Source organism: Amphibacillus sp. MSJ-3 (assembly GCF_018919165.1).
In the GTDB taxonomy this organism is placed as follows: domain Bacteria; phylum Bacillota; class Bacilli; order Bacillales; family Amphibacillaceae; genus Amphibacillus.
This window is the reverse complement of record NZ_JAHLQM010000045.1, coordinates 1-12917: the sequence shown is the minus strand read 5'-3', so window position 1 is coordinate 12917 and position 12917 is coordinate 1. Positions and strand designations below refer to the sequence as shown.

The following is a 12917-nucleotide window of genomic DNA, read 5'->3' as shown; positions in this document are numbered from 1 at the left end:
ACTAAAGAAATTTTGTATTTACTTCCAATCTCAGCGAACATATCTTTTGCAAAATCAGATATTTCATTATCAAATACTTGTCTACGATATTTTACAACCAGCACAAGATGATAGTGCAATAAGAACACTGAATGATTATTGTTATCTAATTTCATTGGTATATCAGTCCTTTATCCAGCTAAGGCTGATTGTATCACAAGCTTTGGCTAAAGCCAACCGAAATTCATCTCTCATCTACTCATTGGGCTATCGCCCTTCTCATTCCTTGAGGATGGGAGACTTCTTTCGGAAATCCGTTAAAATAATGAGGATTAATCTGGGGTGTATTCTCTAATAACATGATAGCAAAAAATCAATACAGGATCAAGTGTTCGTATTGTGTTTTCTGTAAAATAATGATTGATTATTTATCGCAGTGCAACTGTCAGTAAGACTCCCATTTCAAGCATTCGTAGAAAAGCAGGAATGGCAAGTGTGAGATCAACTGACAGTAGCGGCCCGATTGGTTGAAGGGCCTTTAGGTCATCCCCTTGTGGTAGTAACAAATGTTTTCGATGGGACGAGTAACCGCAGTCCCAGTCCCACTTAGTTGGATGGAAAAAGTCACTAAGGCAGAAGACAAAAAACGGTGATTGATTATTAAATCAACCACCGATGCTTAATTACCTACTCATTAAGCAGTTGTTTCTTTTCTTTTAACAATGTCTGAAACTCTTGTTCAAGTTCCTCCGTGGGATCAATACTTAGTTTACCTAATACTTCAGAAATCCGAGTTTCTAACACCAGTTTTCTTTGTTCGTAATTACTTTTATCTTTAGGAGGATGAAGGTAGTCATGATATGTCCCAGGAAATAACCGAATCATTTGATTTTCAATAATAAGCAGTTTTGTTGCAAGACGTTCAATAAAGCGTTGATCATGGGAAACGAATAAAACAGTACCTGGATAAGCTAACAACAACGACTCAAGTGCTTCAATTGCATCAATATCTAAGAAATTGGTTGGTTCATCCAAGATTAACATATTAACATCGCTAACGAGTAAATTTGCTAGAGAAACTTTGACACGCTCACCACCACTCAAAGTATGAATCGGTTTGTCTACATCATCATGATAAAAATGAAGCCGAGCTAAACATGTTCGAATGATTGTTTCTGATTGGATAGCATTTTTGCTTACATAAGATAAAATTGATTGGTCTAGGTCAAGGTTATTTAGTTTTTGATCAAAATAACCGATTTTGATTGCTGGAGAGAATTCGACACCTTCGACCCGATTAATCAGTTTTTTTATCAAACTCGTTTTCCCAACACCATTATTTCCAATAATTGCGACTTTATCGTTGCCTTTGATTTGAAAGGTTGTTGGTTCCCATAGAACTTTGTTTCCGATTCTACCAAGTAAATTGTCCGCTCTAAAAACTATCCGCCCCGACAATCCTTTTGCACCTGGTTGTTCCATTTTTATCGGTGCTTCTTGATAAACCTTCTCGACGGCATCAATTTTTTCTAGTCTAGTTTCGATTGCCTTTTTACTTTGGTGAAGCTTTTTTTGTTTTTTAGCGAAGTAAGGTTTTGCTCCTATAATTCGGGATTCAGATGAACTTAGCTGTTTCGGCTTTTTGGTTGCCCGCTGTGCTTTCTCTTCTTTCTTTATTAAGGCACGTTCCAATTGTTTTCTCTTTTTTATATATTGGGCAAAAGCTTCTTTCTGTTGTTCAATTTGTAATTGTTTTTGCTCCCGGTAATCACTATAATTTCCTGGATATACATGAACCTTTTTTTGATCTATTTCCCAAATTTGTTCACATAATTGGTCTAAGAAATAACGATCATGTGAGACGAGTATGATTGCTCCTTTCCAACGGTTAAGTTGAGTTAATAATCGTTGAATATGATTTTGGTCGAGATTGGTTGTTGGTTCATCGGCTAATAGTAAATCAGCTTTTTTCGCTAGTGTTCCATTAATATAGCGTTGGGTTATTTCACCGCCACTTTCGGAAGTGTCAGCGATTTTAAGTTGTGGTAATAAGCTGATCGACCCATAACGCATGATCTGTCCTTGTTCTAACTCTTGTTTTTCAGCGATTAAATTTATTAAAGTAGATTTACCAGAGCCGTTTTTACCGACTAATCCAATCCGAGCCCGTTTTTCAACAAAAAGTTGATCAACTTCAAATAATGTTTCTCCGTTGATTATTTTTTTTACTTTATTTAATTCTACAATAACCATTTTGCTCACTCCATTGTAGAAGACAAAAAAGCCTCCTACTTAATCTTAATTGGATAAGAAAATAGGAAGGCACCGACATTGGAGCACTATTTAAAATCAGAATATAGTCGATTACATCCTATTCTCGTTTGACTAAATGAAAGCATGCAAAAAAATACTCGTTTTGAGTAATTTAATTATACTTAGATTTAGTTCAGACTAAAAAAATAGGATTATAATTTCATCGGCTAAAAATTCACCCTTTCAATAATGGTTAATTTTAGTTTAACGAATGTAAATCAGTTTTGTCAAACTTTATTGCCAAACTTGGATTTAGACACAAAAAAACCAAAGAATTAAAATCTTTGGTTTTGTGATGGAGCATAGCGGGCTCGAACCGCTGACCTCTACACTGCCAGTGTAGCACTCTCCCAGCTGAGCTAATGCCCCTCAAGTTGAATCCTAGATTATTATAGCCGATATTAGGTAAATTCTCAAGCCTTATTTCAATAATGTACTTGTTCTTTAAATTTAATTAAGCTATTTGCTTTCAGTAAAATTCTTCCGCAGGTTAATTGTCAGTAAGACTCCCACTTTAGGTATTTGAAGTAAAGCAAGAAAGCAAGTGGGGGATCAACTGACAGCAATGGTCCGATTGGATCAAGGGTCTTTAGGTCATACCCTTGTGGTAGTAATAATCAGTGGGGATAAGGGAAGGCAGACTAGACCTACCAGGTCCTGTAAGCCTAACCCCCACTGATTGAAGTTTTACTTTATAAATACTTGTTATCATATCTTCCGTGAGAAGGCCTCTTTCTAAATGGATTTGCCTTGGCAAGCATATATTTTACGATAGAATACTTTCTCTATTTTTGCTTTTAAAAATTTGTGAAGACAAAGTTCAAATCTTTTTTAATGATATGTGAAATAATTCACAAACTAATTGATCGCTATTTAATAAACATATACAATTAAATTGTAGGTAAATAAATTGAATGGGGAGGTTTTTAGATGAAATTACTAGGTAAAACAGTTATTGTAACAGGTGCAGCTGCTGGGATGGGAGAGGCAATAGCAAGAAAATTTGCTGAAGAGGGCGCTAAAGTAGTAGCAACTGATATTGACAAAGAACGTTTAGATCAAGTCGTTAAATCAATTGCTGAAAGTGGTAATGAGGCCATCGGTTTAGTTAGTAATATAGCAAACCAAGAAGATATTGATAAAATGACCAATAAAGCTGTTCAAAAGTTTGGTTCACTTGATGTTCTAGTAAACAATGCTGGTATTATGGATAATTTTGTCCCTGTTGGTGATCTTACCGATCAGCAATGGGAGCGTATTATTGCAATTAACCTCACAGGCCCATTTAAAGCTGCTCGTGCGGCAATTAATATTATGGAAAAACAAGAGAAAGGCGGCGTTATAATTAATAATGCCTCAATCGGTGGTTTATTCGGTGCCAGAGGAGGAGCGGCATATGTTACTTCCAAGCATGGCCTGTTAGGGATGACAAAGAATATTGCAGCAACTTACGGTATCCATGGGAAAATTCGAGCTAATGCAATTGCACCAGGTGGTGTTGCAACTAATATTCAATCAACAATTACCGAACCACATCCATTGGGAAGTCAGGCAATTGGCTCAATCGGTGGAAATTCAGCACCATTGGGTCAGGCTGAAGAAATTGCAGAAGTTGCCTTATTCCTCGCTTCCGATGCTTCGAGTTTTGTAAATGGTGCGATTATTACGGCTGATGGTGGTTGGACAGCCAGTTAAATCAATATTGTATTATTTAAAATTAGCTAAAGACTCAGACTTGAATAAAATGCTGAGGCATTGAATCTGCTATTATTTTGAATCAAAAAAACGGTGAACCTAGGGAAAGGATGGTTCACCGTCTGGTTTAGATTAGGCAGGAACAGAAACAAGTTTGCTAAGTAGTCGTTCACAAAAGATGGGGACTTTCTTCAAGTCTTCCCCTTGTGGCAGAAGCTCTACTTTTAATGTAACCGCTAGTTGTGATTGAACATAAAGCATATCACGGAATTGATCTACTGCACCACAAAAGTATGGGTAGAAACGATCACCAGTTCCAAAGACGCCGGTAATAACATGTTGTAAGTCTCTTTCTTCTATTTCCCAAAATAACTCATCCATTTCAACCGGTAATTCACCACTCCCCCAGGTGTATGTACCGATTGCAATGATATCATAATCAGGTAAGGCATCAAAATCAACCTGATCAATGGTTAAGAAATCAATGTCGTCAATGTGATGATTCATTTCGATGTAGATCTCCTCAGCAAGAACAGCTGTATTTCCGGTGACTGAGGTATAGATAATCGCTGCTTTCATAATTACCGATCCTTTCTAAAGCTCATCAAATTCATTTGAAGAAGATACTTTTGTATAAGTTCGTGATTTTTGTTCAAAGAAATCTGATTTTGTTTCATTCATCATTTCGTCACTAAAGACATGAATCCATGCCATAGGGTTATCACGTTCAGGATAAAGATTGTCAACACCAATTTGGCGGAAACGTTTATTAGCTAAATATTCTACATAATGGTGAAACTCGGTTAAATCAATCCCATTAATATCTTGTAAAATGTAGTCTGACCATTCTTTTTCTAATTTCACAGCTTGATCAATTGTGTCATAAATAAATTGAATGTTTGCCTCTGTATTTAATTCTGGATTCTCAGTTAATAAAATCCGGATAAATTGTGCAATAAAATAAGCATGTTGCATTTCGTCGCGTTGAATATAACTAATCATAGTACTTGTTTTTAACATTTTTTGTTGACGTGCAAGATTATAGAAAAAGGCAAAACCAGCATAAAAATAAATACCTTCAAGGTTAATCGAATTAATCGCTAACTCAAATAATCGTTGAGGTGTAGGCTCTTGGTGGAAAGCATCATAGCTATCCAAAATAAGTTGGTTTCGTTTTTGAACAATCGGATCATCTTTTGCTTGATTAAAACGAGCATTTTGTTCACTTAGTGGGACTAAAGAACTTAAAATATAAGAATAGGATTCATTATGAACAGCTTCTTGCTGAGCAATAACCGCGAAAATAGCTTTAAAGCTAGAATCTGTTACATAATCCATTACTGATGTCATTGTTGGAGTTTGTAAACTATCCAATGAAGCAAGTTGGGTATTAACGCGTAAGAAAATATCCTTTTCTGTTTCCGTTAATTGATCCCATTGCTTAATATCATCCTGCATGTTAATTTCTTGTGCTTTCCAAAAATTCGACAATAATGTTTGATACAAATCATACATTTGAGGATAAGCAATATCATTCCAATTTAGTAATCCAGAGGACTGACCATTAATCAGTCCAGTGGATTTATTTGGATTAGCAGGATTTAATAATTTAACTTTCTTAAGTGTTGTCATTTAATCTCTCTCCTTGTTTCAATCACTTGCTTTTAACTATGGCATGCTTCACATTCTTCAATTTCGGTTTGTGATGTGCTTCGGACATAGTAAGTTGTTTTCAAGCCACTTTCCCAAGCAGTTATGTGAAGATTCAATAAATCACGTGCTTTAATGTCATGGCGTACATATAAGTTAAAGCTAATTCCTTGATCAATATGGCGTTGTCGACGAGCATTTTGCTTAATACTCCAAATTTGATCAAGCTCATGACGTGCCCGACGATAATATGCGTATGTTTTATGATCAATATCTGGTGCAGTTACTTTAAATTTAAAGTTTTTCTTTTCTTCAGCATACTCAGCAGCATAAATTGGATCGATTCCATCTGTTGAACCACCAATTTTTGCTGTGGATGAGTTAGGTGCAACAGCCATTAACCAACCATTTCGTATCCCATGTTCATGTACTTCATTTTGAAGCTTAATCCAACGGTCGCTAGTATATTGTCGACGTTCGAAATAGCGTCCTGTTTCCCATTCTGATCCGGAAAACTTCTGATAAGCTCCTTTTTCTTTTGCTAACTCCATTGAAGCTTGAATGGAATAAAAGGCAATGTCTTCATAGATTCGATCGGCATATTCAACAGCTTCATCACTTTCCCAATAAAGTTTTTCAAGGGCTAATAGGTGGTGCCAACCGAATGTACCAAGTCCAACAGCCCGATACTTTTTGTTAGTTGCTTCAGCCTGACCTACACTTATCGTGTTCAGGTCAATGACATTATCAAGCATGCGGACTTGAATACGGACAAGACGCTCGATTACCTTTGCTGGTATGGCCTTTGCTAGATTGATAGATGATAAGTTACAGACGACAAAGTCACCTGGTTTTCGTACAATAACAATATTTCCATCTTCATCCTGATACTCATTTACAATTGTCGTTGGTGACATGTTTTGGGCGATTTCAGTACAAAGGTTACTTGAGTATATGGATGTTCGGCCTAGTCCACGTTCGTGTTTATTTGGATTTTGGCGATTTACTTCATCACGGTAGAACATATAAGGTGTTCCAGTTTCTAGTTGTGCTACCATAATGCGAGCCATAATATCCATTGCACGATATGTTTTGCGTGGCAACAACGGATGATTAACAGCTTCTTGATATTTTTCAGTGAAATATTTATGATCTTTTTCATCATAAAAATCTTCTAAACCAAGTGGTTGACCATTTTCGTCTTTCCATCCCATAATTTGTTTTACTTGATGCGGACAGAAAGTATGCCATTCACCAATACTTTTTCCATTTTGATCGGTCTTTTTTAATTGTTCCATAAATAGGTCTGGAATGGAAACACCTGTAAAGATATCATGAGCCTTCCGACGTTCATCACCATTATTCGTTTTTAAATCTAAAAAGCCATTCATAATATCACGATGGAAAACATCTAAATAAACAGCTACCGCACCTTGACGTTGGCCGAGTTGATCAACACTGACTGCTGTATCATTGATCAATCTTATCCATGGGACAACTCCAGAAGAATTACCCTTAAATTTCTTAATATCTGACCCAAGTGCTCTTACTTTACCATAATAAATTCCAATTCCACCGCCATCTTTACTTAAACGAGCAATATCCCAGTTATTTAAGTAGATGCTGTCAAGAGAATCATCAACAGTGTCAATGAAGCATGATGACAATTGACCATAGCTTTTCCCTGCATTAGAGAGTGTCGGTGTTGCAACAGTCATATAGAGATTAGATAATGCCCAATAAGCTTCCTTTACAAGTTCTAGTCGTTGCTCTGGTGCTTCATTTTGCATTAGTGTCATAGCAATGACCATAAAACGCTCCTGAGGTAATTCATAAAGATTGCGATCGTGATCACGGGCTAAATATCGATCAGCTAATAAAAATATCCCTATGTAATTAAATAATTTATCACGTTCTGGTTGAATCTCTGCTTCTAATTGTTTAAGTTCAGTAGTTGTGTAAGCATTCTTTAATTCTTCTGAATAAATCCCTTTTTCCGTTAATAATTCAATAAGTTTTGGAAAACTTCCATATTTTAAGTGATGACTATATTTCCGATTTGAACTTGCTTCGCGATAGAGTTGTTCTAAATAAAAATCAGCAGCAACAAATGTCCATTTCGGTTGATCCATTGCAATTGAGTTTAGTGCATAGAATAGAGCTGTTTCATTAGGATCTTCACCATTTGCACTCACGCTTCTTATCTTTTCTTTTAATGATGTTAAATCAATTGAATGCTCATTTTCAAGTTGAGTTAACCTTTCTTCAATTTGATCAATAACAACTGTCATGAATTGTTCCTCCTTAAAGTAACTCTTATCGTATACAAAGATAATTTTAAATAAAAATATACTATATATAGTTATCTCGAAACAGATAATTCACTATATATAGTATATTAACCGATCAAAGCAATTTTGTCTATTAAAATAACTAATTAGTTTATAAAGTCATAGATCTATTAAAGCAATAACCGATTAAAAACGATATAGGCTATTTTTCCTATTTAAGAAAAAGCTTGTTTCTTAAATTTTATCATAGTGCAACTGTCAGTGAGATTTCCGCTGATTGAAGTTTCACTTTATTAATGCTTGTTCATAGATTAACTGACTGTAAGATGCTCATTTGAATCATATAGAGCAGTTACTTGTTCGTTCAAAGAGAATTGGAACTACTAATACTTGTTATATTAGCCGTTAACCTCTATTTATAGTGCTTGGTTCTTTTTGAAAGATTTAGAATTCAGATTTTACAGCCTATCTGTGTAGGGTGATAGAGGAAAAACTTATTTATTATACCAACATACAACTCATACATGTTTAACTTTTTCTATTACTTATGATAAAAGTATGTATTTATTTTTGAAATTTTATGTCGATAATATAAACATAGGCTTAATGTCTTAGTTTAACCGCCATATTTAGTAGAAAAATGCTTATTTGAAACAGTTGTTAGGTATATTACATTAGTAGAATTTTACCTGATTAGAAAATGAATCAGTGAAATGAAAAAAATAAGAGGAGGATATTGTGGTGTTTAAACCTTTAAAGGGAAAGAAAGATAAGAAAATGATATCAATAAGCTATTTGAAACGATTTACAAAGAGGAAGAAGGACAAACAGAAAAAACAAAGGTTTGGGAAGTTTGGTCTACATAATTTATCAATTGGTTGGAAATATGGATCTGTACTTATTTTTATCTTTATCTTACTTGTTATCTCTACCATGTTAGTATCGGCTTCAATTAAAGAAGCTAAAAAGGATATGGAAATATTAAATAGCCAAGCTGATCGAGCAATTTTGACAATTGAATTAAGTGATCTCATTCAATCAAAAGGTTTATCAGCAATGGGTTATGTCCAATTTGGAAGTGAAAGTCACTTAGATGAGTTTGAAGCAAAAAATGAAGAGATAGCTGAACTTCTAACACAGTTGGATGCACTAGTTGTAGGTGATCAACAAATCTCACTGTACAATGAAATTATGGATCATAATCAACAATTAGATGATATGTTTTATGAAGAGATTATTACCTTGGATAAAGATGACGAGAAAGTAATGCGCTTGTATAGTAACCGTTATAATAATTTAACAGCGACAACATCACTATATTTAGAGTACTTACGTGATTTGATGATTGAGTCCCGTGATCTAGCGGCTGAAAACGCATCAAGTAGTCAAAATTTTGCTCAAATCGTGTTGGTGAGTAGTATGGTAATTTCATTTGTGATCGCTTTTATTATCATTGTCTTAATCAGTCGTCATGTTACCAAACAATTAAGGGCAGTTGTAACGATGAGTGATCGAATCGCATCCGGTGATTTAACAGATTCAGAGATTCATTATCAAGGGAAGGATGAAATAGGTCGACTATCTAGATCAATTGATCAAATGCGACTACAACTCACCTTCATGATTGATTCGATCAAACAAACATCTTTACTAGTGGGAAATCAAAGTGAACAATTAAATCAATCATCTGATGATGTGAAATCAGGTACAGAGCAAATAGCCGCAACTATGGAAGAACTCGCATCAGGGACGGAAACACAAGCGAATTTTGCCAGTGATTTAGCTGGAACGATGAAGGATTTTGCTGAGAAGATTTCTTCTATTAATGAAAGCAGTGAAACGATAAATACTTCATCAAATGATGTATTAAAAGAAACAAGTTTAGGTAATGAATATATGGATCGATCGATTAAACAAATGGATAGTATTGACCATATAGTGAAGGATGCTGTGATTAAAGTAGAAGGGCTTGACAAACAATCACAACAAATTTCACAGCTCGTTGCAGTAATCAAAGATATTGCTGATCAAACGAACTTACTTGCGCTAAATGCGGCAATCGAAGCTGCCAGAGCTGGTGAACAAGGACTTGGTTTTGCAGTTGTTGCGGATGAAGTTAGAAAACTAGCTGAGCAAGTTAATGAGTCAGTTGTTGATATTACTGATATTGTCGAAACCATTCAAACGGAATCACAAGCTGTTTCTACAGCTTTAAAGCAAGGATATAATGAAGTAACTCAAGGGACAGAGGATATAGAAGCAACAGGTATTCGCTTTAAAGCAATAGAAGAAGCAATTTCAACAATGACAGCCCATGTTCAAACTGTGATGGCAGGTCTAGCGGATTTGAATAATGATTCAGAAAAAGTCAATGAAGCGGTCCAAGAAATTGCCTCAATATCAGAAGAATCAGCTGCAGGAGTTGAAGAAACCTCAGCTTCGGCTGAAGAAGCCTCAAGTGCAATGGAAGGTGTAGCAAATGGCGCAAGTACATTACTCGAATCTGCCAGAGAATTAAGTGAATTAGTTCAACAATTTAAAATGGAATAAAGATAAAATGGTAAACGCGTTAGCTTCATGTCGATAGCTAACGCGTTTTTATTCTATGATCAAAAATGACTGATTATATCAAAAAACTATTACTAGGCTGATTTAGATTGAAGATAAGAGATTTCCAGCTCATTTATATTTCAAAAGTTCTTCCTCAATCGCTTGGCGAATTTTATTGATGCAGTCTTCAATATCCCTTCCTCTAATTCTACGCCCATTAACTAATGCAAATGGTTTAAATCTGCAAAGTCCACAAAAGGAGAGGCATTCACTAACAAGCACGGATACTTCAGGATATTCTGATTCAAAAAGGTTCTCAGCTTCAATCGTTTGCAGTAAGTTACTCTCACATATTTCTACTATGATTATCCCCATTGTACCCACCTCAAAATTAGAATATGATATATTTAAGTTATAATTGTAAGATAATATATGAACTTTGTCATTTAATATACGTGAAAATTGTTAGATAATAGACTAAATAGTATAAAAAAATAGCTATATTTTTAAGTTTGTTATTTACTTCACAATCTGTTTCAGATAAGATAGGAATAAGGGCAGGTGTTAGAAATGGGTAAAGAGAAAACAACAAGACAATCAATTATGGAATTATTAAAGAGAAATAAGGAAATGTCTGTGAGTGAACTAAAGGAATTTTTAGATATTACTGAAATGGCTGTGCGTAAACATCTAGTTAAATTACAGTCTGAGAAACTGGTTACTTCAAGAACAGTTCGTCAGCCAATGGGAAGACCCGTTATATTTTATAGTTTAACAACAGAAGGGCACGATACATTTCCTAATAACTATGACAAAATTGTTGTTGAAATTCTTCAGGATATTCAGGAGAACATGGGAAATGAAGCGATTGATACACTCTTTAAAAATCGTGAAAATAGGTTGAGGAAACAATATCGTCGTCGGATCTTTCAAGATGATCCTTTAAATGAAAGAGTTGAACAGCTCGTTGATGTTCAACAAGAAAATGGATATATGGCTGAGTTTAGTGAAGAGAGTGCGGAAGAACAGGATAGTATTACGTTTGAACAATTTAATTGTCCCATCGCGGCTATTGCCGACCGCTATGACAAACCCTGCCATTATGAACTTGAATTATTTAAAGAAGTCCTTGGAACTGATCAAATTGAACGAGTAGAGTGTATTGCTAAAGGCGGTAAGAGTTGTAAATATGTAATAAAAGATAATTCTACAATTAATAAAAAAACAGATCCCTCTTGATTGTTTAAGTGGGATCTTTTATATGATAAATTATAATTTGTCAATTTCATTGACCAAAGTACCAAAGATTCGTTGAATAGCTTTTTGCTGTTTAATTGGTAATTGAGTAATTTGCTCAAGTTGTTCTTTTAATGTCGGATTTTTAACTAAATAACTAATTAAGTCTAGAAAAGACTCATCGATTATCAGCTCTTCTTCAGTATTTGCTTGATAGAATTGTTGGAAATCACTTAGTATTTGATCATTATGATTATTTAATCCCAGTAAGTGATCAATTGTCTGATGAAATAATTGACTTAATTTTATTAGAGCTGGTAAGTCAGGTAAAACGTCACCGCTTTCCCATTTTGCAATGACAGATCGCGAAATCTTTAGTTCATCAGCAAGTTGTTGCTGTGTCCAATTATATTGCTTTCGATAATATTTTATATTTGCAGCTAATTGTATAGTAGCCATTTTATCACTCACTATCATTACTATTGCTTCCTGTTTCTTTATCCTTTTTTATCCTATCATGCTTGAGGCAATTATTTAGGTGTTTGTTGTTCTTAGTTGGAACATGTAGTACAATGTTCTTATTAAGAACTCACAGAGGTGATTAAATGGTAGCATGCCTGCTAATCAAAATTGATGATCGAGACAAAAACGGTTTACATTTATGCCTAGATCAATCCATTCATCGCATAATTGAAATATTAATCCTCCCAGAGTATCCGGACTGTCTTTGTTTACATTTTCAAGTCGAGGAAAAGACACCAATCTGGCAAATGGCATTAAATATGGAATCAGAAAATATCATAACAGGGTATGGGTTTGGCTCTACATTTTTAGAAGCAAAATCTGAAGCTATATTAACATTATCAAAAAGGATCAATGATAATGAGTGTCAAATGACAGTTTACGGCAAATGATTTTTTTATCCTAGTTCAACTGGCTGTGAGTCTCCCTCTTCAGTAATTCGGGAAACCAACAGATTATAGGTTGATGATCAGCAGTCAGTACAAGACCAATTCGTTCATCTAACTCTTAGTTGAGGATGTAGAAAATTCCTGCTAAATGTTAGGTGTTATCACTGTTAACCGTATGTGTATAATGTTTCTCAATGATACTTAAATCAAAATACTAGACAAAAAAAGAGAAGACACTCTAATATAAATGTAAGTTTCGCGACTAACATTTGAAAAGAGGTCTTCTCATGGA

11 protein-coding genes and 1 tRNA gene are annotated in these 12917 nt (G+C 34.8%); 4 read left to right on the top strand and 8 right to left on the bottom strand.

Annotation, left to right across the window (positions count from 1 at the left end; translation table 11 throughout):
- The 3 genes from KQI76_RS10880 to KQI76_RS10870 all read right to left on the bottom strand — a co-directional run.
- Positions 1–155: transposase (locus KQI76_RS10880; protein ID WP_216400327.1), on the bottom strand; the 155-nt coding region annotated here is incomplete at its 3' end.
- 511 nt (positions 156–666) lie between these two features.
- Positions 667–2232, bottom strand: a complete 1566-nt coding sequence (abc-f, locus tag KQI76_RS10875) for a ribosomal protection-like ABC-F family protein (protein ID WP_216400324.1) — start codon at positions 2230–2232, stop codon at positions 667–669.
- 356 nt (positions 2233–2588) lie between these two features.
- Positions 2589–2661, bottom strand: a tRNA-Ala gene (locus tag KQI76_RS10870).
- A gap of 561 nt (positions 2662–3222) precedes the next feature.
- Between KQI76_RS10870 and KQI76_RS10865 the strand changes: the two genes are divergently transcribed.
- The gene (locus tag KQI76_RS10865) at positions 3223–3987 is read left to right on the top strand and encodes a glucose 1-dehydrogenase (protein WP_216400323.1); all 765 of its coding nucleotides are present in this window, start codon (positions 3223–3225) and stop codon (positions 3985–3987) included.
- A gap of 132 nt (positions 3988–4119) precedes the next feature.
- Here KQI76_RS10865 and KQI76_RS10860 read toward each other — a convergent pair whose 3' ends face one another.
- The 3 genes from KQI76_RS10860 to KQI76_RS10850 are packed head-to-tail and all read right to left on the bottom strand — an operon-like array spanning position 4120 to position 7988.
- On the bottom strand, positions 4120–4566 hold the full coding sequence (locus tag KQI76_RS10860) for a flavodoxin domain-containing protein (RefSeq protein WP_216400322.1): 447 nt from the start codon (positions 4564–4566) through the stop codon (positions 4120–4122).
- 15 nt (positions 4567–4581) lie between these two features.
- The gene (locus KQI76_RS10855) at positions 4582–5619 is read right to left on the bottom strand and encodes a ribonucleotide-diphosphate reductase subunit beta (RefSeq protein ID WP_216400321.1); all 1038 of its coding nucleotides are present in this window, start codon (positions 5617–5619) and stop codon (positions 4582–4584) included.
- A 32-nt stretch (positions 5620–5651) separates the two neighbouring features.
- The gene (locus KQI76_RS10850) at positions 5652–7988 is read right to left on the bottom strand and encodes a ribonucleoside-diphosphate reductase subunit alpha (protein WP_371817680.1); all 2337 of its coding nucleotides are present in this window, start codon (positions 7986–7988) and stop codon (positions 5652–5654) included.
- A gap of 681 nt (positions 7989–8669) precedes the next feature.
- Here KQI76_RS10850 and KQI76_RS10845 point away from each other — a divergent pair.
- Positions 8670–10478, top strand: a complete 1809-nt coding sequence (locus tag KQI76_RS10845; RefSeq protein WP_371817679.1) for a methyl-accepting chemotaxis protein — start codon at positions 8670–8672, stop codon at positions 10476–10478.
- 129 nt (positions 10479–10607) lie between these two features.
- On the opposite strand, the gene KQI76_RS10840 is transcribed toward KQI76_RS10845, so the two are convergent.
- Positions 10608–10853, bottom strand: a complete 246-nt coding sequence (locus tag KQI76_RS10840) for a YuzB family protein (RefSeq protein WP_216400319.1) — start codon at positions 10851–10853, stop codon at positions 10608–10610.
- 195 nt (positions 10854–11048) lie between these two features.
- Between KQI76_RS10840 and KQI76_RS10835 the strand changes: the two genes are divergently transcribed.
- Entirely contained in the window at positions 11049–11717 is a 669-nt protein-coding gene (locus KQI76_RS10835; RefSeq protein ID WP_216400325.1) for a helix-turn-helix transcriptional regulator, read from the top strand.
- A gap of 30 nt (positions 11718–11747) precedes the next feature.
- Here the strand turns inward: KQI76_RS10835 and KQI76_RS10830 are convergent, their stop codons facing one another.
- Positions 11748–12191, bottom strand: coding sequence for a helix-turn-helix transcriptional regulator (locus tag KQI76_RS10830; protein ID WP_216400318.1), 444 nt, complete (start codon positions 12189–12191; stop codon positions 11748–11750).
- Between the two features lie 128 nt (positions 12192–12319).
- Here KQI76_RS10830 and KQI76_RS10825 point away from each other — a divergent pair, with 128 nt between their 5' ends.
- Positions 12320–12628, top strand: a complete 309-nt coding sequence (locus KQI76_RS10825) for a hypothetical protein (RefSeq protein ID WP_216400317.1) — start codon at positions 12320–12322, stop codon at positions 12626–12628.
- Positions 12629–12917 lie beyond the last annotated feature (289 nt).